The sequence below is a fragment of the Sinorhizobium meliloti genome (genome assembly GCF_017876815.1).
In the GTDB taxonomy this organism is placed as follows: Bacteria; Pseudomonadota; Alphaproteobacteria; order Rhizobiales; family Rhizobiaceae; genus Sinorhizobium; species Sinorhizobium meliloti.
Map to the genome: position 1 here is coordinate 1482357 of NZ_JAGIOS010000002.1, position 22852 is coordinate 1505208.

Annotated in this window: 17 protein-coding genes and 2 pseudogenes; 13 read left to right on the forward strand and 6 right to left on the reverse strand. The window is 63.5% G+C overall.

Annotated features, from left to right (window positions below; genetic code table 11):
* Nucleotides 1-85 precede the first annotated feature (85 nt).
* Nucleotides 86-968, forward strand: a pseudogene (locus JOH52_RS25840) (hypothetical protein).
* Nucleotides 955-1482 (forward strand): DUF4334 domain-containing protein, encoded by a 528-nt coding sequence (locus tag JOH52_RS25845; protein ID WP_017273834.1) that lies wholly within the window; start codon nucleotides 955-957, stop codon nucleotides 1480-1482. The pseudogene JOH52_RS25840 and the gene JOH52_RS25845 overlap by 14 nt, the downstream one beginning before the upstream one ends.
* 373 nt (nucleotides 1483-1855) lie before the next feature.
* On the opposite strand, the gene istB is transcribed toward JOH52_RS25845, so the two are convergent.
* The 5 genes and pseudogenes from istB to JOH52_RS25870 all read right to left on the reverse strand — a co-directional run bounded on the left by istB (nucleotide 1856) and on the right by JOH52_RS25870 (nucleotide 5871).
* Nucleotides 1856-2593 carry an IS21-like element helper ATPase IstB gene (istB, locus tag JOH52_RS25850; RefSeq protein WP_012477343.1) on the reverse strand — a complete coding sequence of 246 codons (738 nt, stop codon included), beginning with the start codon at nucleotides 2591-2593 and terminating at the stop codon, nucleotides 1856-1858.
* A gap of 12 nt (nucleotides 2594-2605) precedes the next feature.
* Nucleotides 2606-4135, reverse strand: a complete 1530-nt coding sequence (gene istA, locus JOH52_RS25855; protein ID WP_209566044.1) for an IS21 family transposase — start codon at nucleotides 4133-4135, stop codon at nucleotides 2606-2608.
* Nucleotides 4136-4648: 513 nt separating this feature from the next.
* Entirely contained in the window at nucleotides 4649-4897 is a 249-nt protein-coding gene (gene acpP, locus JOH52_RS25860) for an acyl carrier protein (protein ID WP_013850828.1), read from the reverse strand.
* 518 nt (nucleotides 4898-5415) lie between these two features.
* Entirely contained in the window at nucleotides 5416-5637 is a 222-nt protein-coding gene (locus JOH52_RS25865; RefSeq protein ID WP_127622417.1) for a conjugal transfer protein TraD, read from the reverse strand.
* Nucleotides 5627-5871 (reverse strand): annotated as a pseudogene (locus JOH52_RS25870) (TraC family protein). The gene JOH52_RS25865 and the pseudogene JOH52_RS25870 overlap by 11 nt, the downstream one beginning before the upstream one ends.
* A gap of 183 nt (nucleotides 5872-6054) precedes the next feature.
* Between JOH52_RS25870 and traA the strand changes: the two are divergent.
* The 5 genes from traA to JOH52_RS25895 all read left to right on the forward strand — a co-directional run bounded on the left by traA (nucleotide 6055) and on the right by JOH52_RS25895 (nucleotide 15336).
* Entirely contained in the window at nucleotides 6055-10674 is a 4620-nt protein-coding gene (gene traA / locus JOH52_RS25875) for a Ti-type conjugative transfer relaxase TraA (RefSeq protein WP_209566065.1), read from the forward strand.
* A gap of 575 nt (nucleotides 10675-11249) precedes the next feature.
* The gene (locus JOH52_RS25880) at nucleotides 11250-12410 is read left to right on the forward strand and encodes a CaiB/BaiF CoA transferase family protein (RefSeq protein ID WP_013850825.1); all 1161 of its coding nucleotides are present in this window, start codon (nucleotides 11250-11252) and stop codon (nucleotides 12408-12410) included.
* On the forward strand, nucleotides 12407-13537 hold the full coding sequence (locus JOH52_RS25885; RefSeq protein WP_013850824.1) for an extracellular solute-binding protein: 1131 nt from the start codon (nucleotides 12407-12409) through the stop codon (nucleotides 13535-13537). The genes JOH52_RS25880 and JOH52_RS25885 overlap by 4 nt, the downstream gene beginning before the upstream one ends.
* Before the next feature lie 307 nt (nucleotides 13538-13844).
* Nucleotides 13845-14855 carry a glycoside hydrolase family 25 protein gene (locus tag JOH52_RS25890; RefSeq protein ID WP_003534666.1) on the forward strand — a complete coding sequence of 337 codons (1011 nt, stop codon included), beginning with the start codon at nucleotides 13845-13847 and terminating at the stop codon, nucleotides 14853-14855.
* 4 nt (nucleotides 14856-14859) lie between these two features.
* Nucleotides 14860-15336: a GNAT family N-acetyltransferase gene (locus tag JOH52_RS25895; RefSeq protein WP_013850823.1), complete on the forward strand. Its 477-nt coding sequence runs from the start codon at nucleotides 14860-14862 to the stop codon at nucleotides 15334-15336.
* Between the two features lie 24 nt (nucleotides 15337-15360).
* Here JOH52_RS25895 and JOH52_RS25900 read toward each other — a convergent pair whose 3' ends face one another.
* The gene (locus tag JOH52_RS25900; protein WP_127657808.1) at nucleotides 15361-16263 is read right to left on the reverse strand and encodes a LysR substrate-binding domain-containing protein; all 903 of its coding nucleotides are present in this window, start codon (nucleotides 16261-16263) and stop codon (nucleotides 15361-15363) included.
* A gap of 193 nt (nucleotides 16264-16456) precedes the next feature.
* Here JOH52_RS25900 and argH point away from each other — a divergent pair, with 193 nt between their 5' ends.
* The 6 genes from argH (at nucleotide 16457) to JOH52_RS25930 (ending at nucleotide 22830) form a co-directional block, all read left to right on the forward strand.
* A complete protein-coding gene (argH, locus tag JOH52_RS25905; RefSeq protein ID WP_017272321.1) occupies nucleotides 16457-17923 on the forward strand; it encodes an argininosuccinate lyase in 1467 nt (488 codons plus the stop codon).
* On the forward strand, nucleotides 17920-18792 hold the full coding sequence (locus JOH52_RS25910; RefSeq protein WP_013850820.1) for an amino acid ABC transporter permease: 873 nt from the start codon (nucleotides 17920-17922) through the stop codon (nucleotides 18790-18792). The genes argH and JOH52_RS25910 overlap by 4 nt, the downstream gene beginning before the upstream one ends.
* 8 nt (nucleotides 18793-18800) lie before the next feature.
* The gene (locus tag JOH52_RS25915) at nucleotides 18801-19571 is read left to right on the forward strand and encodes an amino acid ABC transporter ATP-binding protein (RefSeq protein ID WP_013850819.1); all 771 of its coding nucleotides are present in this window, start codon (nucleotides 18801-18803) and stop codon (nucleotides 19569-19571) included.
* 8 nt (nucleotides 19572-19579) lie between these two features.
* Nucleotides 19580-20464 carry an ABC transporter substrate-binding protein gene (locus tag JOH52_RS25920; protein ID WP_013850818.1) on the forward strand — a complete coding sequence of 295 codons (885 nt, stop codon included), beginning with the start codon at nucleotides 19580-19582 and terminating at the stop codon, nucleotides 20462-20464.
* Between the two features lie 85 nt (nucleotides 20465-20549).
* Nucleotides 20550-21941, forward strand: coding sequence for an MmgE/PrpD family protein (locus JOH52_RS25925; RefSeq protein ID WP_013850817.1), 1392 nt, complete (start codon nucleotides 20550-20552; stop codon nucleotides 21939-21941).
* 10 nt (nucleotides 21942-21951) lie between these two features.
* Nucleotides 21952-22830: a polysaccharide deacetylase family protein gene (locus JOH52_RS25930; RefSeq protein ID WP_014530524.1), complete on the forward strand. Its 879-nt coding sequence runs from the start codon at nucleotides 21952-21954 to the stop codon at nucleotides 22828-22830.
* Nucleotides 22831-22852: the final 22 nt, after the last annotated feature.

Genomic DNA, 22852 nt, shown 5'->3' on the forward strand with positions numbered 1-22852 from the left:
ACAATAGGGAAGGCACCTTAGGACCCGGGACGCTTGAATGGACGCGTGAAGCGAACGGGAGGCGGCCTTCCCGCGTTTCGGAATTATGGACGAAGATCCGAATGACAACGCTCCCGCGCCACGTGTTGGAGCAACGACTGAGTTGCGGCACGACAGAGTAACGGTGGCCCAGTTTCGGGAAGCGTTTCCTCGCGCTCGCTGGAGCGACAGTCTGAATGCCTGGTTTGTACCCGGCCGCACAGCTCAAAAACGCATCAGTCGCTGGCTGGCCGAAATGGAAGCGGAAGCCGACGCGTTTGCCGACGAGAAGGGCAGGGACGCCTTCGAATTCGATCCGATCGAGAGCCGCTATCTCAAGGCAGCACCTGCGTCGTTTGAAATCCGTACCCCCTACTCACGCACCATCGTCAACGAGATCCGGGAAATCCCGTATGCGTACTGGGACGCCGATCGCCGGCTCTGGACCGTGCCTTACCGATCATTCGACGAGCTCCGCCGTCGGTGGCCAGCCATCGAGGCGGCCGCTCAGCGCAGTGAACCGGAGGCGAGGAAGGCGCGGCGTGAGGCAATTAAGGGGAACCGAGGAAGACGAGGCGCTTAAGGCAAGGACGAGAGAACGCCGGCGCAAGCGATATCCGGTTCCCGCCGACGATCGCCCCCCGCTCACGCGTGCGATCGGCACGCATGTCGGGGTCGTCTTCTTCATTGGCATGGACGGCGAACTGGTGGATCCGGCAACGATGAGCGCGTTCTATTTTCCCATGAACGAGGGAGGGGAATATGTCTGGGCGTCATGGCGACCGGGAGCGCTTGAGGAATTGGTGACTACCTGGCCGGCACGAACACCACCGGGACAAGACGAACTCGACCGGGGCTGGTGGATGCCGACGCTGGAGGAACTGCGAAATGCGCGGCGCGACGCCAGGTCCAGGCGGCGCGCCAGGCAGCGCCGGGATGGAAAGGTTTAATCCGGTGAGCGCACAGCAGATGACCCTTAAGGAATTTCAATTCCTGTCGCCGCTTGAGCCACGCGAAATCGTCGGACTATGGAGAGGGCGCGGCATCCCGACAGGGCATCCGCTCGACGGCGTTTTGGAAAACCTCGGCTGGTTCGGCAAGCGGTTTAACGCAGACATGCGCGCGGATGCGCTGCTGTTTTGGTCGGGCAAGCGGCGGTTGATCGCCCTCGATCCCGGGATAGTACCGCTTCGCCTGGCGCTTCGCTTCCATACGATCGGCAGAATGCGCATTGCGAGAAACTTGTTCTCGCATCTTCAGCGCGGACTTCGCGCGAAAGGGCCTGTTGCCTCCCTGAGAACGATGCCGTTTAGCGGCGTTGCAAGCGCGGCGATGCTCTACGACGATCAACCGATTGTCGATTATTTTCGCCGAATCGATCAACACAGGATCATGGGAGCGATGACAATCAGGGGCGACGAGCGCATCTACTTCTTCGAACTTAAGCGGGTGGATGAACCTTGAACCTGGTACCCCGCCATTACCGGGCGGTACACGTATCTGGTGGACATTCCAGCGGACTCGACGGCCCGGCGCGTAAAGCTGCCCGAGGCAATTCTAGGCTCTCGTCCCAAGTCTTCTTCTTACTGCAGGTTGAAAATGCCTTCCGCGCAAGAGCTCCAATGCTCATCCCGTATAGTGGGAGATCTGCGTCGCTGGCACGAAGGTGCATCTGGCCTGCCGGCCTGTCGATATGCGCCGCAAGATTGGTTGCCGATTCCGATGAAGCCGCCCCTTTGTTCCGAGATGATTGCGCCCCCGGTTTCCGGGATGATCTCGCCCCCTGTTTAGTGGGGTCTGCAGGCGATGATTGTTGTCAGTTCATTCAGGCGAGGTGTCAAGCTTTGCGCGGTAGATTTCGGCGCAGACTATCGCCGCTCAATTCGATGCGGTGGGCATTGTGGACCAACCTGTCGAGTATGGCATCGGCGTAGGTTGGGTCGCCAATGACGCCGTGCCATGCGGACACGGGAAGTTGGCTGGTAATGATCGTTGATTTGCGTCCATAGCGATCTTCGAGGATTTCCAGCAGGTCGTGGCGGGCCTGTTCGTTGAGCGGCTCGAGCCCCCAATCATCCAGTATCAGGAGCTGAACATGGCCCAAGGTCCGTTGCAGGCGGGCGTAGCGGCCATCACCGCGCGCGAGCGCAAGCTGGGCAAACAGCCTTGGGACACGCTGATAGAGAACTGAGCGATCGTCTCGGCAAGCCTTGTGGCCGAGAGCGCAAGCCAACCAACTCTTTCCGACACCCGAGGGGCCGCAAATGGCCAGATTGTCATGGGCGTTGATCCAGTCGCCACCGAGCAGCTTCATGAAGAGAGCACGGTCGAGGCCGCGGTCGGCGCGATAGTCGACATCTTCTGGGGTGGCCTGGTGGCGAAGCTTGGCAAACCTGAGGCGTGCCGCAAGCTTCCGATCGTAACGGGAGCTCCATTCCCGTTCGAGCAGCAGTCCGAGCCATTCGGCGTGCGAGAGATGTTCGGCTTCGCCGTTGGCAACAAGTTCGCCAAAGGCCTTTGCCATGCCGGCCAGGCCCATGGCATTCAATTTATCCAGTGTTGGATGGGCAAGCATCTTTCGTTCTCCTTAGTGGTAATAGCGAGGTCCGCGGATGTTGGCGTGATGGATCTGTTCATGCGGCGCCGCTCCATTTGAGGCAGCCGTCCGGTCAAGGTGATTGTCGAGGATGGATCGCACCGAGCCATAGGTTCGTGCGCCAATCTCCAACGCACGGCCGCAAGCGGCATTGACCCTGTCGCGGCCGAAGCTCTTGTTGAGGCGGATGATGCCGAGGCAAGCTCGAAAGCCCTGCTCGGGATGAGGCCTGTCGGCAAGAATGCGCTCGCACAACAGCGCAACATCCGGCCCCATCGCAGAGGCTTCGCGTTGAATCCGTTCAATCGTCCAGTCGGCAAAGCGGCGATGCGCAGAGGGCATATGATCGGGGATCGTCGTGTGCTTGCCGTTGCCGCTGGAGCGCCGGTGAGCGGCAATTCGCTCGCCCTTGTGGAAGATCTCGATCGTATTGGCGGTGATACGAGCCTCGACCTGCTCGCGGGCAAAGCGATAGGGAACGGAATAATAGTGCCGCTCGATCTCGACGTGATAATCCAGCCCGGCGCGCCGGATACGCCATTCGGCAAAGACATAACGTTCGACAGGCAGCGGTCGCAAAGCCGGACGATCAAGCTCCTCGAACAATTGGCGGCGCGTGGCGCCGACACGGCGCAGAACGCGCTTATCATTGAGATCATGGAGCAATTGGCCAATCGCCGCATTGACCTCGGCCAAACTATAGAATGTGCGATGGCGCAGCCGGCCCAACAGCCAACGTTCGACGATACGAACCGCAGCTTCCACTTTCGCCTTGTCCCGCGGGCGTCGCGGCCGCGTCGGCAAGACGGCGCTGCCATAATGGGCCGCCATCCCGCAATACGTCCGGTTGACCTGGGGATCGAAGTGGCAGGCCTTGATGATCGCTACCTTGGCATTGTCGGGAACCAGCAAGGCTGGCGCACCGCCAAAGAACTCCAGCGCCAGGATATGGCATTCAATCCAGTCGGGAAGCGTCTCGCTCCAACGTGCCTGCGCATATGAAAGGCTGGATGCTCCCAGAACCGCCACGAACAGGTGCGCCTGCCGTGTCTTGCCGGACAGCCGATCAACGACAACCGTGACCGTGTCGCCGGCGTAGTCGACGAACAGCTTGTCGCCGGCCGCGTGATCCTGCCGCATCGTCACAGGCAACTTCATCGCCCAGCCGCGGTAGAGGTCACAGAAGCGACTGTAACGATAGCCCTCCGGATAACGGCTGATGTATTCGTCCCAAAGGATCTGCAGCGTCATATGCTTGCGCTTCAGCTCGCGGTGGACCTGCGTCCAGTCCGGCTCAGGGCTCCGACGATGACCCGTCTTCGTCCCGCCTGCCTTGTAAAGCGCCGCTTCCAGGACTGCATCGCTGATGTCGTCACCCAACGGCCACGATAGCTCCGCAATGGCCGCACGCCGAAGCGTCTCGCGCACCGTCGATGGCGCAGCTCCAACCCGAACCGCGATCGACTTGTGGCCAAGTCCTTGTTCGAAGCGATATCTCAATATCTCGCGGACACGCCGCATCTCCAGTCTCTCCGCAGGCATCCCGTTCCTTCCTCGTCACGTCGAAGGAAGAAACTTCACACCAGCAGAACACCCACGCCAGATGCTTTCCGATGGGGGCGGCATCATCTCGGAATCAGGGGGCGACTATTTCTCGGAATTGGGGGGCGAGATCATTTCGGAATCAGGGGGCGGATTGCCTCGGAATTTGCAGATTGGCAGTCGGTCGAGCGAGTTTGGCAACACGGCGAATGCCGTATTCTCTCGATCACGAGTTTGAGGAGTAGCGGTGTTCTCCAGAATAATAAGCCGGAGCGGCGAGACGGTTTTTTGCCCATCTGCACAGCCTGCACGGGAAATGACTCGAAAGTGGGCTTGGGCGGCGCCGTCTAGAGCGCGTTGCGCAGACGCTCTGCGCGAATTCGGCTGAGCCCGATTGCTGCAGGTCGAACTCCCAGGCTTCATTCCCGACTCTGCTGCTTGGCGTATGCGTGGGTGGCCGGCGCCGTCATGGGCTTTTTTCGCCGACGTTGGTTAGCTCTTAGTCTTTGACGCGACGACGACGTAGATGGCATCTCCAACCGTAACAACGGCGTCAGCCGACTCATCTGAAATTTCGATATTGAACTCGTCCTCGATCATCATGACAATTTGCGCCACTTCGAGAGAATCGGCACCGAGGTCGTCGACAATGGACGCGTCGTCCGTAGCGCGGGCAGGGTCGACACCCAACTGCTCGATGATGATTGCCCTGACACGGTTTGCAACGTTGGAGCTTTCCATCGATGTCCCTTGGAGCGAGAGCACACTTGTCTGCCACTGTCACGGCTCAGGTGTGGTCTCACGATGGCGCAGAACATAATCGTCGCTTCCTTGTTCCAAGACACACTCCGTCGCGGGGGCACTGTTCCCATCAGTATAATCGGGCCTCAAGCGGGTGTTTGCACTCCCGCTAGGCCCTGACCGAAACGGGCCGACAGGAGGCTCGAATGGCTGAACGGTACAATGCATGTCCCCGCCTGCTAAAGCTGATGCCCAAGAACCCAGTATTGCAACATGCCGCGTACCCTGCAAGGTTCCGGACAACATCATTCCCGAACTGGTGCCCGCAAAAGGAGCGAGGCGGGGACGGGACTTTGCAGACTTCAAAGTCGGAAACAGGAGCGCAATGCCTTCTTGTCGGTTTCCTGAAGAGAGGCGCTCTTAACATGCCTCTACAAAAGGTGAATATGCGATGCCGGGCTTACCTCGAAGATGGTAGCTATGCCGCTCATTCGGTAGTTGCCAAATGGCGCGCCACATCACTTAATTTGAAGGTTAAGGTGATTAGATCGTACGGTCGCATATTGTTTTGAGGAGGTTAAACGACATCCACGGTCGCCGGAGGAGTTCGGCGCGACTCTTGCCAATTCCAGCAACCCGCCGATCAGGAATGCGCAGTCGGCCCGCGTCAGTCCGGCCCTGACGACGATGCCGCCGAGCCGGAATTTCAAGCGCGCCTCCTTGTTGCGATCAGCCGTCATGAGAAACCTCCGCCGCCGTTCCAGTCCCGCTAGCTGCTGGTCGACGCGGCGAAGCAATTGCGTGATCCACCCCCTTCTTCTCGCCTTTGCGAAATCGCGCGGCCATTTCTTCGAACCTGATTTTGTCGCGGCGCGCGCAAACCGTTCGGCGGATTTTACTATCAGCGATCGTCGGCGCGCACGCAGCTTTTCGATCTGGGCGTCGATGTCGGAGATCGAGGATTTTGCGGCCATTCAAAAGTGCCCTTTCCTGTTCGAGCAATCTGCACGGCGTCGATTATACTATCTGGAAAATGATAGTAAACCGGGTTAGCGTGCATCATCCCGAAAACGTCGCAGCCGGAAAGCAGGCCGATCGGTTTGAGGGCGCAATATACGTCGCTGGCGCGACGTGCCTGGACAAGTCTGGAGACATCAGTGGCGATCATGTTCGTCAGAGCGCAGGTGATCGGCAGGGGAGCGGGACGCAGCATCGTCTCGGCCGCCGCCTATCGCCATCGCACCCGGATGATCGACGAGCAGGCCGGAACCTCGTTCAGCTATCGCGGCGGCGCCTCGGAGCTGGTGCATGAGGAGCTGGCGCTGCCGGACGATATCCCCGCCTGGCTGAAGGCGGCGATCGACGGGCAATCGGTCGCCAAGGCGAGCGAGGCGCTCTGGAATGCGGTTGAGGCTCACGAGACGCGGGCGGACGCGCAGCTGGCGCGCGAGCTGATCATCGCTTTGCCGGAAGAGCTGACGCGGGCGGAGAACATTGCGCTGGTGCGTGAGTTCGTCCGGGACAATTTGACGTCCAAAGGCATGGTCGCCGACTGGGTCTATCACGACAAGGACGGCAATCCGCACATCCATCTGATGACCGCGCTGCGTCCGCTGACGGAGCAGGGGTTCGGGCCGAAGAAGGTTCCGGTCCTGGGCGAAGACGGCGAGCCGCTGCGTGTCGTCACGCCGGACAGGCCGAACGGCAAGATCGTCTACAAGCTCTGGGCCGGCGACAAGGAAACGATCAAGGCCTGGAAGATCGCCTGGGCGGAAACCGCCAATCGGCATCTGGCGCTTGCCGGCCATGAGATCCGCCTCGACGGCCGCTCCTATGCCGAGCAGGGCCTCGACGGCATCGCACAGAAACATCTTGGGCCGGAAAAGGCGGCGCTCGCGCGCAAGGGCGTCGCGATGTATTTTGCGCCGGCCGATCTCGCCCGCCGGCAGGAAATGGCCGACCGGCTGCTGGCCGAGCCGGAGCTTCTGTTGAAGCAGCTCGGCAACGAACGCTCCACCTTCGACGAGAGGGATATCGCCAGGGCGCTGCACCGCTATGTCGACGATCCCGTCGACTTCGCCAATATCCGGGCGCGGCTGATGGCGTCCGACGATCTGGTGCTGCTGAAGCCGCAGCAGATCGATGCCGAGACCGGCAAGGCGAAGCAGCCGGCGGTGTTCACCACGCGGGAGATGCTGCGCCTCGAATATGCCATGGCGCAGTCGGCTGAGGTGCTGTCAAGGCGCAAGGGCTTTGGCGTCTCCAACGCGCGAGCCGCAGCAGCCGTCCGAAGCATCGAAACGGCTGATACCGAAAAGCCCTTCCGGCTCGATCCCGAGCAGGTCGATGCGGTCCGTCATGTTACGCGTGACAACGCCATCGCAGCCGTCGTCGGTCTTGCCGGCGCCGGCAAGTCGACGCTGCTGGCGGCGGCCCGCGTCGCCTGGGAAGGTGAAGGCCGGCGGGTGATCGGCGCAGCCTTGGCCGGCAAGGCGGCCGAGGGGCTGGAGGACAGTTCCGGCATCCGGTCGCGTACGCTGGCTTCCTGGGAACTGGCCTGGGAAAGCGGACGCGATCTGCTCCAGCGTGGCGATGTGCTGGTGATCGACGAGGCCGGCATGGTGTCGTCGCAGCAGATGGCGCGTGTCCTGAAGGCGGTGGAAGATGCCGGCGCGAAAGCCGTGCTGGTCGGCGACGCGATGCAGCTGCAGCCGATCGAGGCGGGTGCGGCGTTCCGGGCGATCACCGAACGGATCGGCTTTGCCGAACTTGCCGGCGTGCGCCGCCAGCGTGATGCGTGGGCGCGCGATGCCTCGCGTCTCTTTGCCCGCGGCAAGGTCGAAGAGGGTCTCGATGCCTATGCGCAGCAGGGCCGCATTGTCGAGACCGAAACCCGCGCCGAGATCGTCGACCGCATCGTTGCCGATTGGGCCAATGCCCGCCGTGACCTGCTTCAGAAATCCGCCGACGGCGAACATCCGGGCCGCCTTCGCGGCGACGAGCTGCTGGTTCTCGCCCACACCAACGATGATGTCCGGAAGCTGAACGAGGCCTTGCGCAACGTCATGATCGGCGAGGGCGCGCTTGCAGGGGCGCAGGAATTCCAGACGGCGCGTGGGCTTCGCGAGTTCGCCGCTGGCGACCGGATCATCTTCCTGGAAAACGCCCGCTTCGTTGAGCCGCGGGCACGGCGGCTTGGACCGCAATACGTGAAGAACGGCATGCTCGGCACGGTCGTTTCCACCGGCGACAGACGCGGCGATACGCTGCTGTCGGTGCGCCTCGACAGTGGCCGCGACGTCGTCATCAGCGAGGACAGCTATCGCAATGTCGATCACGGCTATGCCGCGACCATCCATAAGTCGCAAGGGTCGACCGTCGACCGCACCTTCGTGCTTGCCACCGGCATGATGGACCAGCATCTGACCTATGTGGCGATGACCCGCCATCGCGACCGCGCCGATCTTTACGCGGCGAAAGAGGACTTCGAGGCGAAGCCCGAATGGGGTCGTAGGCCGCGTGTCGACCATGCCGCCGGCGTCACCGGCGAACTGGTGAAAGAAGGGATGGCAAAGTTCCGGCCCAATGACGAGGATGCGGACGAGAGCCCCTATGCCGACATCAGGACGGACGACGGCACCGTCCATCGGCTCTGGGGCGTCAGCCTGCCGAAGGCGCTTAAGGATGCTGGCGTCGCGGAAGGCGACACGATCACGTTGCGCAAAGACGGCGTGGAGCGGGTCAAGGTCCAGGTTCCGATTGTCGATGCGCAAACCGGTGAGAAGCGCTTCGAGGAACGGCAGGTCGATCGCAATGTCTGGAGCGCAAGCCAGCTGGAAACCGCCGCGGCCCGCCAAGAGCGGATCGAGCGCGAGAGCCATCGGCCGCAACTGTTCGCTGCGCTCGTCGAGCGCCTGTCGCGCTCCGGCGCCAAGACAACGACGCTCGATTTTGAGGATGAGGCCGGTTATCAGGCGCAGGCCCGCGACTTCGCCAGACGGCGCGGGCTTTATCATCTCTCGCTGGTCGCGGCCGGAATGGAAGCGGAGGTGTTGCGGCGTTGGGCCGGGATTGCCGAGAAGCGGGAGCAGGTGGCCAAGCTCTGGGAGCGGGCGAGCGTTGCGCTCGGCTTTGCGATCGAGCGGGAACGGCGTGTCTCCTACAACGAGGAACGGACCGAAACCCTCTCGACCGGAATTCCGTCGGATGGAAAATATCTGGTCCCGCCGACCACGACATTCTCCCGCAGCGTCGCGGAGGATGCACGTCTTGCGCAGCTCTCCTCGGAGCGGTGGAAGGAGCGGGAGGCGATCGTGCATCCGGTGCTCGCGAAAATCTATCGCGATCCTGATGGCGCGCTGTCGGCGCTGAATGCGCTGGCGTCGGACGCCGCCATCGAGCCGCGCAAGCTTGCCGAGGACCTTGGCCTTGCACCCGACCGGCTTGGCCGCCTGCGCGGGTCCGAGCTCGTGGTCGACGGCCGCGCCGCGCGCGACGAGCGCACCGCGGCGACAGTCGCGCTGTCGGAATTGCTGCCTCTGGCACGCGCTCATGCGACCGAGTTCCGCAGAAACGCCGAGCGCTTCGGTATCCGCGAGCAGCAGCGGCGCGCGCATATGGCATTGTCGGTTCCCGCCCTCTCGAAAACGGCGATGGCGCGCCTGGTCGAGATCGAGGCGGTCCGCAAGCAAGGGGGAGACGACGCCTACAGGACCGCCTTTGCCTTTGCCGTCGAGGACCGCTTGCTGATCCAGGAGGTCAAGGCCGTCAACGAGGCCTTGACCGCACGCTTCGGCTGGAGTGCCTTCACCGCGAAGGCGGATGTGATTGCCGAGCGCAACATGTCCGAGCGCATGCCGGAGGATCTTGCCCCCGAGCGTCGCGAAAAGCTGACGCGCCTGTTCGCCGTCATCAGGCGCTTCGCCGAGGAACAGCATCTTGCCGAGAGACAGGATCGGTCGAAGATCGTCGCCGGCGCCAGTGTCGAGTTGGGGAAGGGGACTTTTGCCGTGCTGCCGATGCTTGCCGCCGTCACCGAGTTCAAGACGACGGTTGCGGAGGAAGCGAGGGAGCGAGCGCTCGCCGCTCCTCACTATGCACATCACCGCGCGGCCCTCGTTGAAACGGCAACACGCGTCTGGCGAGACCCAGCAGACGCGATCGGCAAGATCGAGGATCTGATCGTCAAGGGGTTCGCCGGTGAGCGGATTGCGGCGGCGGTGACCAACGATCCCGCCGCCTATGGGGCGCTGCGCGGTTCCGACCGCATCATGGACAAGTTGCTTGCCGTCGGCCGGGAGCGGAAGGGTGCACTTCAAGCTGTGCCGGAAGCGGCAAGCCGTATCCGTTCCCTCGGCGCGTCCTATGCCAGTGCCCTCGATGCCGAAACTAGAAGTATCACCGAAGAGCGCCGCCGGATGGCGGTTGCCATTCCCGGTTTGTCGCCAGCGGCCGAGGACGCGCTCAAGCGGCTGGCGGCGCAGATCAAGAACAAGGACGGCAAGCTCGACGTCGCCGCGGGCTCGCTCGATCCGCGCATCGCCCGAGAGTTCGCCAAGGTCAGCCGCGCGCTCGATGAGCGCTTCGGCCGCAACGCCATCCTGGGCGGCGATACGGACGTCATCAATCGCGTCTCGCCGGCCCAGCGGCGCGCCTTCGAGGCGATGCGGGACAGGCTGACGATCTTGCAGCAGGCCGTTCGCATTCAGAGCAGTCAGAAGATCGTCTCCGAGCGGCGCCAGCGCGCGATTAATCAGTCGAGGGGAATCAGGATGTAGACGAGGAAGGAGACATGATTGAAGCCTCTTTCCGCTCGCCGCCGCTACGCAGATGGCGGAGGGCGGTGGCGAATATGATCGCGGACGTCGTCGCTTGTGGCATTGTTTCGCGTGCTTCCTCGGACATCATTGCGATAGGCGCACTCCGGTGTGCAGGAAAGCTTCGCAGGCCTTCGCCTGGGCTGCTGGCGAGCTCAGCTAGCAAGCAATCAGCTTAAGCGCATTATCGCGATGTATGCGCCTTTCAGGAGCGCTGCCCGGTCGCCGACGAGAAAGGCCGCCTTGTAGGTCCACGCGATTGGTAGCCCTCCTTCTGCATCGCCTTGGCGCGAGTCCATCTGCGCATGCCTCTGGGTAAGCCAGCCGGCTTCTCCTGCCCGGTCACGCGATACAGCCCGCCGTCCCCAGCCGACGACAGTCACCCGTATTTCCCGCGGCTATGTTGCGGGTGCGCCGCGTTGTTGACTTGTCAAATCTACCTATATGTGAATTAAGTATTCAAATAAGAAGATGACCGGTCCAAGTGGATGGCGTCCACATCCGGTTGCCGCTGCATGAGGGAAGAGTAGATACGCATGACAACAGAATCCGAACTGCCGCTTTCCGGCCTGGTCGTCGTCGATATGAGCCAGTTTCTCTCCGGCCCCTATTGTTCGCTGCGGCTGATGGATCTCGGCGCGCGGGTCATCAAGATCGAGCGGCCGGATGGCGGCGATCTTTCCCGCCGGCTTTATCTGAGCGACACAGAGATCGGCGGCGACTCGACGATTTTCCATGCGATCAACCGCGCCAAGGAAAGCCTTGCGATAGACCTCAAGAACGAGGCCGATCTCGCTGCGCTGAAGCGGCTTCTCGCGCAGGCCGACGTTATGATCCAAAACTTCCGGCCGGGCGTCATCGAAAGGCTGGGGCTGGACTACGAGGCGGTCGGGGCCATCAATCCGCGCATCGTCTATGCCTCGATCAGCGGTTATGGCGAGGAGGGGCCCTGGGTGAAGCGCCCCGGCCAGGATCTCCTGGCGCAGTCGCGCTCGGGCGTCATGTGGCTGAACGGCGACGAAGGGCAGGGGCCGGTTCCCTTCGGGCTCGCCATCGGTGACATGCTGGCCGGCGCCGCCGCCGCTCAAGGGATTCTCGCGGCTCTGGTGCGACGCGGCATATCCGGCAAGGGAAGCCTCGTCGAAACGAGCCTCCTGGAGGCGCTTGTCGATTTCCAGTTCGAGGTATTGACCACGCATCTCAACGACGGAGGCCGCCTGCCGAAGCGGTCGGCGTTCCGGAGCGCCCATGCCTATCTCGCCGCACCCTACGGCGTCTATGCGGCGAGCGACGGCTATCTCGCGATCGCCATGACGCCGATCCCGAAGCTTGCGGACCTGCTTGAGATCGACGAACTCGCCCCCTATCGCGACGATCCGTCCTCGTGGTTCACCGAGCGCGATCGCATCAAGGCGCTGATTGCCGCGCGCATCGCGCTGCGCAGCGTGGACGAATGGCTGGCGGTGCTGGAGCCGGCCGACATCTGGTGCGCGCGCGTGCTCGACTGGAACGAGCTCCTGGAGAGCGATGGTTTCCAGGTGCTCGACATGCTGCAGACGGTGGTGCGCGACGACGACGTGTCGATCACCACCACCCGTTCGCCGCTGAGGATCAACGGCCGCCGCCCGCGCGTCGAGCGCGCCGCACCGCGGATCGGCGAGCATGGACGCTCGATTAGGGAGGAGTTCGGCCTATGAGCGTCGTCCTCAAGGGAATGACCTGGAACCACCCGCGCGGCTATGACCCGATGGTGGCCTGCTCGCAATCCTGGCAGGAAAAGACGGGCGTCGAGATCCGGTGGGAGAAGCGGTCGCTGCAGGATTTCGAGGCCTTCCCGGTCGAGACCTTGGCAAGGAACTACGACCTGATCGTCATCGACCATCCGCATGTGGGGCAGATCACCGGCGAGAATTGCCTGCTTCCCCTGGACGTGCCGGGCCGCGAGGCGGAGCGGCAGGCGCTCTCGGCGGCAAGCGTCGGCCCGTCCTATCGGAGCTACGAGTGGAATGAACGCCAATGGGCCTTTCCGATCGACGCCGCAACCCAGGTGCAGGCCTGGCGGCCAGATCGGACGGATCGCCCTCAGACATGGGGGGATATGCTCGCGCTCGCGCGTCGCGGCGGCGTCCTCCTGCCGCTCCGGCCTCCGCATTCGCTGATGAGCTTTTACACGCTCTGTGGCAATCTCGGTCGGCCTTGCCGCAGCGCCGCGAAGGGGGATCTCGTCGACGCCGAAACGGGCGCCACGGCGGTCGAGCTGCTGCAGGAAATCTCGGCACTGATCGACCCCGCATGCTTCGGTATGGATCCGATCGCGGTGCTCGAGGCTATGGCTGTCGAGGCCTCGCCTGTCACCTGCGCGCCGCTTATCTACGGCTATGTCAGCTACTCCATCGCCGGCTTTCGCCCGGCGCTCGTCCGCTTCGGCGATTTCCCGACCGTGGACGCCGCCGGGCCCGTCGGCTCGGCGCTCGGCGGGACGGGCATAGCCATCTCGGCCTTTTCGCGGGCGCCGGGGGAGGCGATCGATTTCGCCTATTGGGTGGCAAGCGGCGGCGTGCAGCGCGGCGTCTATGCGGCATCCGGCGGCCAGCCCGGCCATGGGGATGCCTGGCAGGACGATAAGGTCAATGCGGCGGCCCACGATTTCTACCGCGCGACTCGGGCGACGCTCGAGGGCGCCTGGCTCCGGCCACGCCACGACGGCTACATGACGTTCCAGCAGGCGGGCTCGGACCGCCTGAACGACGGGCTGCGAGGCAGGGAGAGGCCGAGGCTCGTGGTTGAAGAGCTCAACCGGCTGTTTCATGCGAGTTTTCGCTGAGGGTGAAATCGCCCCTCATCCGCCTGCCGGCACCTTCTCGCCGCGGGCGGGGCGAAGGGACCCGCGGCGGCCTCCCGTGCATTATTTCGATCGAGCGCGTGCGTCCTGCTCGTCCCCTCTCCCCGTTTTACGGGGAGAGGGTTAGGGTGAGGGGCAATCTTGACGGTAAAATCTCAAAAGCCGCCTCGCAATTCTGTTCGCGTAAAGATTGGATTCAATCTTTCTTGGTAGTTTCCCGTTAGCAAGTCTCGTCAGTGGGTCCTGGCGGCGCGGTTGCCGTCGGCTGTTGTATTGCGTGCGGGTCCTCATGCGTCCTTTTTCGGCTGTCTCAGCGATCATCATAACGTGCCTGGTTCTATCGAGCTGCGGCTTCGGGGGGAGCCGGCCGTCGCGGGAGACGACGAGCTCCGTTGTCCGTCCGGCAAGCCCGGTTCCTTCAGCGGCGATCAGTGCGGCCGCCGCGCAAGCGGCGCCTCAGCCGGAGGCGCTTGCCTGGGCGGGAACCGTTCCGCAGCCGCAGGCCTTCATGCCGGCGGAAAGGGCGGTGGGCATGCCGGTTCCGGCCGAGCGCCCCATTGCGATGCTCGCTCCCGAAAATCCCGCGCGCGAGCCACGCGGCCGCTCGCGCGTCTACAGCCACAGCTTCCGCGATGCTCATCCGATCAATTTCGGTACCCGGTCGCCGCGCAAGCTCGCCGTTCACGGTGTCGACGTTTCGCGGTGGCAGGGCGACATCAACTGGGCCAAGCTGCGCACGCAAGGCGCCAACTTCGCCTATATCAAAGCGACCGACGGCGGCGATCATCTCGATCCCATGTTCAAGAAGAACTGGCGCCGGGCCGACGAGGCGGGGCTGAAACGCGGCGCCTACCACTTCTTCTACTGGTGCCGCACGGCCGGCGAGCAGGCGGACTGGTTCATCCGCAACGTCCCCCGGGATCCGAGCGCGCTTCCACCCGTCATCGATGTCGAGTGGAACGGCGAGTCGAGCTGCAAGCGGCGCCCGTCGCCCGAGCGGGTGCGGGAAAAGATGCAGGTCTTTATGGACAAGCTGGAGCGCCACTACGGGCAGCGCCCGATCATCTATACCGCACCGGATTTCTACCGCGACAATCTGCAGGGCGCGTTCCCCAATCATCCCTTCTGGCTGCGCTCGGTCGCGGCGCACCCGTCCAAGGTCTATCCCGGACGCAAATGGGTCTTCTGGCAATATTCAGGCTCGGGCCTGTCCCACGGCGTCGACGGGCGGATCGACCTCAACGTCTTCAACGGCAGCGAGGAAGACTGGCACAACTGGGTGTCGGCGCGCTCGAGCTGAGGGAATGCAAGTGACGCCGATCCGCCTGCTGCAGACCAATGATGCGGCCTTCCTCGCACTTGCGACCCTCATGGAGGAAATGCAGGCGCACTACCGCGTGGCCTGTCCGCCGCGCGCCGAGATCGTCGCGGGGCTTGAAGCCATGCCGCCGGGCGCGGAGATCCTCGTCGCCGAGGAGCATCGTTCGGTGCTCGGTTTTGCTGCCTTCTCTGCGATTTACCCTGGGCCGGGCTTGAAGCCGGGCATCTTTCTGAAGGAACTCTACGTCGGCGGGTCGCAGCGCGGCCGTGGCCTCGGCCGGGCTTTGATGCAGAAGCTCGCCAGCCTGGCGAGGGAGCGCGGGCTCGCGCGCATCGATTGGACGGTGGAGGCGGAAAACACGCGGCTCCTCTCTTTCTATGAAGAGCTGGGCGGTACACGCAAACCGGACAAGCTCTTCTTCCGGCTCGACGGAGACGCGCTCGCGCGGCTGGCGGACTGAGCCGGCGCGCCACGGCCCGGGGCCTCAGTCGCCCATCCCTTCCGCTTCCGCCATCAGCCATGCTTCGAAGGTCCGCATGGAAGCACTCGGCGCAATGTCTCGCGGTTTTGCGAACCAGTAGCCGTAGTCGCTTCGATATCCAAAGCCGTTCGGATTGACGAGCTTTCCCGCCGCAAGGTCGTCGAGAATAAGACCGCGCGGGATCAAGGCCACTCCCTGTCCGGCAAGTGCCGCCCGGATCACCATCGTGTAATAGCCGAAGCGCGTGGTGTGTCGCACCGCGAGGTCGTCCTTGCCGTGACCCCTCGCGAAATAGTTCCAGTGCAGCGGGGTCTGCGGGTGCTCCAGCATGATGCCGCCGGCGAGATCCTCGACCGTCTCCGGAGTGCCGTTCTTCTCCCAGTAGGAAGGGGCGCTGACGACAAGAACCTCGCGCCCGAAGAGATAGTTGGTCTCCTCTTCGGGCAGCGGTTCGCTCAGGAAGCGGAATATCGCATCGGGCGTCTGAGACTGGGTCGGAGAAACGAACGTCGTGAACTGCACCTCAATCTCCGGGTGCTGCTCGGTAAAGCGAAGGAAGCGCGGCAGCAGCCACCGGTCCCCGAAAATGGGTGGCACCTGCAATCTCAGCACCCGTGGGCCCGGCTTCAGGCGCGCGACCCGAAGGGCGGCGTCCTCCATCGCCTTCAATGCGGTGCGCGCCTGTTCGATATAGATCGAGCCGACTTCCGTCGGGATCATGCCGCGCGGCGTTCGGGCGAAGACGGGACTGCCGATCAGGTCTTCCAGCGTCAGCAATTGCTTGCTGACAGCGCTCTGCGACAGCGACGTGCTTTCGGCGGCAGCGCTCGTCGATCCTCTTTCGGCCACCGCAATCAGCACCTGAAGTGCGGTCGTCGAAGGCAAGCGCCGCCGTCCCGAAGCCATGAAAATCCCTCCGCCAGGTTCAGCCGATGCGAGATCGCGCTTCCGCTCCGCCCTGTTCCTTGCGCACAACCTAAATAAGTGCCCAGAGCAAGGCTAGTCGTTTTTGTCATAGCTTGGTGAAATAACTTCGCTTGCCCGGGCATGCGACCCGTGGGAGCTTCTCGGAAAGAACGAACAAATAAAGGGAACGAAGATGACTGAGCCCACTCAGCTTTGGGGTGGACGGTTCAAGTCCGGACCGTCCGAAGCGCTTGCAAACTTGTCACGCGCGCCGCGATCTTACTTTCGACTTTACAGGGAAGATATTGCAGGTTCGCGCGCCCATGCTTCCGAGTTGAAGCGGGCCGGTGTCCTGGACGAGAGTGAATTCTCCGCGATACGCGCGGCCCTCGAAGGCATCGAAGCCGATGTTGGTGCCGGCCGCGAGGAGCCGATTGCGGCTGACGAAGATCTGCATACCTTTCTCGAACGTCTGTTGATGGCGCGCCTCGGCACGCTTGGCGGCAAGCTTCGGGCAGGGCGGTCGCGCAACGACCAGACGGCAAACAATACGCGCCTCTATCTGCGGCGCATGGCGCGGGAGCTTTCCCGAGGCCTGATCGCGATCGAAGAAGCCCTGACGGAGCAGGCATCCCGGCATACGGAGACCGTGATGCCCGGCTTTACCCATCTCCAGCCGGCCCAACCGGTCGTGCTCGGCCATCACCTCATGGCGCACGCGCAGTCGCTGCTGCGCGACCTGCAGCGTTTTGCCGATTGGGACCGCCGCTTCGATCGCTCGCCTCTGGGTGCGGCCGCGCTGGCCGGGTCCGGCATTGCGCGCCGTCCCGACCTCTCCGCCATCGATCTCGGCTACTCGGCCGCTTGCGAAAACTCCATCGATGCCGTCGCCGCGCGCGATCACGTCGCCGAATTCCTCTTCATCTGCTCGCTGGTGGCAGTGGATCTCTCACGGCTTGCCGAGGAAATCTGCCTCTGGAGCTCCAAGCAGTTCAGCTGGGTGCGGCTGCATGATTCCTATTCCACCGGCTCTTCGATTATGCCGCAGAAGAAGAACCCCGACGCCGCCGAGCTGACGCGCGGCATGTCGGGCACGCTGATCGGCAACATCGCCGGCTTCCTCGCGACCATGAAGGCGATGCCGCTCGCCTATAATCGCGATCTAGCCGAGGACAAGCGCAGCCTGTTTGAGACGATCGACGTTCTCGAACTCGTCCTGCCCGCCTTTGCCGGCATGGTGGGGACGCTGGAATTCGACGTGGATAAGCTGCGCGAGGAAGCGCCGAAGGGCTTCACGCTTGCGACCGAAGTGGCCGACTGGCTGGTGGGCCGGAACGTGCCTTTCGCCGAAGCGCACGAGATCACCGGCGCAGTGGTGCGCTATTGTGAGGAGCGGGGACACGACCTTGCCGGTCTGACGGCGGAGGACCTCCCGGGGATCGATCCGCGGCTTCAGCCGGAGATGCTCGCGGCACTCGCCCTCGAGAAGGCGCTTGCCAGCAGAAACGGCTACGGTGCAACGGCGCCGGAGCGGGTTCGCGAGCAGATCGCCCGCTTCGAAACGGCGCTCGCCGAATGCCGCGCCTTTGCCGGCGGCCCGACCGGCGGCGCGGCCTTTGCGGGAGCGAAGAACGGCGCAGCGGAGGCGCGACGCCGATGAATGTGGCAAGCCTCGCAACCCCGCCCGTGGATTCCAAATACGAGATCGCCCATCTGAAACTGGTGCCGAAACGCCATATCGGACGGATGATCGTCGCGGGGGGCGTGCTCCTTCTGTTTGCAGGCCTGGTGCGGGCCTTCAGCGTCGGCCAGATCGAGTGGAGCTATGTCCGCGACTTTCTCTTCGCACCCGCCATACTCGTCGGCCTCTACAACACCCTGCTGATGACAGTTGCTGCCATGGGGCTCGGCATCGTGCTCGGCGTCGTCATCGCCATCATGCGGATATCAGGCAATCCGGTGCTGTCGTCGATCGCCATCGGCTATATCTGGGTCTTTCGCGGGGCCCCGGCGCTGCTGCAGTTGATGCTGTGGTTCAACCTGGCGCTCATCTTCCCGACGCTCGGCATTCCGGGACTGTTCGAGTTCAGGACGGTCGACGTCATGACGCCCTTCGTCGCGGCTGTACTCGGGCTTGGCATATCCCAGGGCGCCTATACTTCGGAGGTCGTGCGAAGCGGGCTTCTGTCCGTCGACAGCGGCCAGTACGAGGCTGCGCGCACGATCGGCATGACGCAGATGATGATGCTGCGCCGAATCGTCCTTCCGCAGGCCATGCGCGTCATGGTGCCGCCGGTCGGCAACGAGGTGATCGGCATGGTGAAGCTGACGTCGCTCGCCAGCGTCATCCAGTATTCCGAGATTCTCCACAACGCGCAGATCATCTACTTCGCCAACACGCGCGTACTCGAACTGCTGCTGGTCGCGAGCTTCTGGTACCTGCTCGTCGTCTCCGTGCTCTCGATAGGGCAGCACTATATCGAGCGCTATTTCGGCCGCGGTTCGAAATCCATCCGCTCGTCCATGTGAGGTCGGTCATGAACCAGGATATTCTCGTCAAGGCTATCGACGTCACGAAGAACTACGGCACGTTCCGCGCTCTCAACAGGGTCAGCCTGGAGGTCGCCCGCGGAGAGGTGAGCTGCATCATCGGTCCCTCGGGCTCGGGCAAGAGCACGCTTCTGCGCTGCATCAACCTTCTGGAGCGGATGGACGGCGGAGCGATCTGGGTCAAGGACGAACTGATCGGCTACCGCCGCGACGGCAACAATCTCCACGAGATCAGCGATGCGGAGATCTCGCGCCAGCGGCGGCGGATCGGCATGGTTTTCCAGCGTTTCAACCTGTTCCCGCACAAGACCGCGCTGGAAAACCTCATCGAGGGCCCGGTGCAGGTGCTTGGCGAGCCGGTGAAGGAAGCGCGCGATAGGGGCTCGGCATTGCTGGAGCGGGTGGGGCTCGCGGACAAGGCGAACCATTACCCTTCGGAACTTTCCGGGGGCCAGCAGCAGCGCGTCGCGATCGCCCGGGCCATGGGCATGCGGCCGGATCTCATTCTCTTCGACGAACCCACGTCGGCGCTCGACCCCGAACTGGTGTCGGAAGTGCTCGACGTGATGCGGGACCTTGCCGCTTCCGGGATGACAATGATCGTCGTCACCCATGAGCTCGGCTTCGCCCGCAATGTGGCGAATACCGTAACCTTCATGGAGACCGGCAAGGTGGTTGAAACAGGCTCGGCATCGGAGGTTCTCAGCACCCCGAAAAGTGCCCGAACGGCGGAGTTCATCAAAGCCGTCCACAGCTGAGGAACAGCATGACGGCGGCAGACGAAGCCGCCGGCTACAACGAGGACAAAATGGGGAACCACATGAACAAGCACATCGCAGCGCTCACGCTCGCATGCCTCGCCGCAACCTCCGCCAATGCCGCCGGCCTGCCCGAGCGGGTGAAGTCGGCCGGCAAGGTCGTCGTCGCCAACCAGCCGAACTATCCGCCGATGGAATATGTCGATCCGGCGACCAACGAACTTAAGGGTGTCGACATCGATCTCGGCGTTGCGCTTGCCAAGGAGCTCGGCACCACGGTCGAATGGTCGAATATCGGCTTCGAGCAGATGATCTCGTCGCTTCAGACCGGTCGCGTCGACCTTATCCATAGCGGCATGAGCGATCTTCCAAAGCGGCGCGATACGCTCGACTTCATCGATTACATGAAATCCGGCGCGCAGTTCTACACGTCCTTTGCCCGCAAGGGCGAGTTCAAGACGCTCACCGATTTCTGCGGCAAGACCGTCGGCATGAGCCGCCGCACCTCCTTCCCGGACGAGACGGCGAAATGGAGTGCTGCCAATTGCGAAGCCAAGGGGCTGCCGGCCATTAAGGTCGTCGGCACGGAAGGCTCCGCCGATGCCCGCGCCCAGCTGAAGCAAGGCCGGCTCGACGCTGCGGTCCAGGGTTCCGAAACACTGCCCTATCTGATGGATCTCGAGAAGGATACCTACGCTGTCGTGGGCGAGCCCTTCACCGTGGTCTATCAGGGCATTGGTTTCGCCAAGAAGGACACGGAACTGCGCGATGCCTATGCCGCAGCGCTGAAGGCCCTGATGGAATCAGGCGAATACAAGGCGATTTTCGCCAAATACGGCCTCGAGGGCACCTTGCTCGATGGCATTCACATCAATGGCGAAGCGGTGAAGTAATTCGCCGCGCTGCGGCCCCGCCGAAGAGGCCGGGCCGCAATATGCGCCGTCGCCGACCGATTCTCGACAAACCATGAGCAGTTCCATGCCCCGCGTTGCTGCCGACGCGCCGGTCGACAGGCTGGCATCCTTTCTTTCAACCCTCAGCTTCGAAGCGCTTCCCGCCGATGTCGTCGAAAAGACGAAAGTCCACATCGCCGACACGATCGGCGCGGCCCTGGCGGGGGTCCGTTCGGCGGAAGCCCGCATCGCCCGCCGGGCCGCCTGCGCGCCCGGTAGTGCGCTGATATGGGGCACCGGCGATCGGGCAGCAGCGCGTGAGGCCGCGCTCATAAACGGGGTGGCGGCCCATGCTTTAGAACTCGACGATTCCGGCGGCTGCGACCATTCGGGCGCCGTCGTCATTCCCGCCGTTCTGGCTGCGGTTGCCGAAGCCAAGCAGCCGGTGACGGGCAGGGAGCTCATCGCCAGCGTGGTTGCGGGCTACGAGACCGGCCGGCGCGTCCTCGAAGCGGCGGGCGGATACGACAGTCACAACGGGCTCGGCTGGCATTCCACGGGCACCTGCGGCACGCTTGCGGCTGCGGCGGCCGTTGCCAGGCTTTCCGGTTTCGACGATCTTGCCACGGGCCATGCGATCACGCTCGCCACCAGCTTCTCCTCCGGCCTCTGGGCCTTCATCCACGACGGATCGCAGGCGAAGAAGATCCATGCCGGCCGCGCGGCCGAAGGCGGCCTGCTCGCGGCGCGGTTGGCAGGGGACGGGCTTGCCGGCCCCTCCAAGGTCTTCGACGACGTCTGGGGCGGCTTTTTTCGGGCGTTCAACAAGGATGTCTGCGAGCCGCAGAAGCTATGCGAAAGACTCGGCGAAGACTGGAAAGTGAGACGCGCGGTCCTCAAGCCTTACGCCTCCTGCCGGGGCGCCCATTCGTCGATCGATGCGCTGGGCGACCTGCTTTCGGAAACGGGCCGCGATGCAGCTGAGATCGACAGGATCGAGTTGCGGTTGAGCGCCATGCTGATGGGCATGTGCGGCGCCCGGGAGAGCGGCGCCATGGCGCCCACGCAGATGAGCCTGCCCTATGCGCTTGCGGCACGCTGCGTGTTCCTGACGGCCGGACTCCAGGCCTATGCCGCCGACCGGCGTGCCGATCCCCGCCTGCGGGCCGTCATGGACCGCATGCTGCTGGCGGTAGACGATGGGATGCAGCCGCTCGACGAGCCGCTCGTCACGCTTCTCTTCAAGGACGGCGCCCGCCTGTCGCGAATGGTGCCCCGCGCGACCGGCTCCGCCGAAAGGCCGATGCGCCCCGCCGCCATCCGCGCCAAGTTCGGAGAGCTCGCCGCGATGGGCATCGAAACGGAGCAGGCGGATCGGCTCTGGCGGATGCTCGCCGAGCTCGAACACCTCGAGGATTGCCGCGCTCTGGAGTCCCTGCTCGCCGGCGACGGCGACAAGCGTCCCGTCTTTTGCTGAGGATTTCGCCATGACCTACGACCTGACGCCGCGTCCGCTCAATCCGGCGCCCCAAACGCCGGCGATGACTTGGCCGAACGGCGCGAAGAGCGCCGTCTTCATCGGCTTCGACGTGGACGCCGAAACCGCATGGATCGGCAACAACCCTTCGAATGTGGACCGGATGGTGACCACCTCCCATGGCGGCTACGATGCGCGCGTCGGCATCGCCAGGATCATCGAACTGATGGCGGAACTGGCGATGAAGGCGACATTCTTCACGCCCGGATGGACGGCGCTTGCCCATCCCGCGGCCTGCGAGAAGATTGCCGCGGCCGGACACGAGATCGGTCACCATGGCTATCTTCACAAGATGCCGGATCGCGACCGGCTGGAGGAGACATTCGAGGAGATCGACCGCGGCTTCGAGGCGCTGCAGCGGGCATTCGGAATCCGTCCCGTCGGCTACCGCGCGCCATCGGGAGAGAACTTTCCCGAGCTCATCGCCTATCTTGCCAAATCGGGCATCCGCTATTCCAGCTCGTTTCGCGACGACATCCTGCCCTACCGGCACGCGTCGGCGAACGGCGTGCCGGGCCCGGTGGAGATTCCGGTCAATTTCGCATTCGACGACTGGAATTTCGGCATGTCCAGCCGCTCGAGCGCGCGGCCGCTCTTCGGCCGCGAAGCCGTCCTCGCCCTCTGGATCGACGAATTCGAGGCCACCCATGCCTGGGGCGGCGTCACGACGCTCGTCCTGCACCCGCAAGTGTCCGGCCGTCCGATGCGCTGGCACCTCCTTCGCGACTTCCTGCGCCATGTTCAGGCAAAAGGCGACGTGTGGATCGCAACCGGCAAGGAGATCGCCGACCATTTCGAGACGCTGGAACGGCAACGCGGCGCATCATGACGGCCCCGGCTGGCCTCGAACC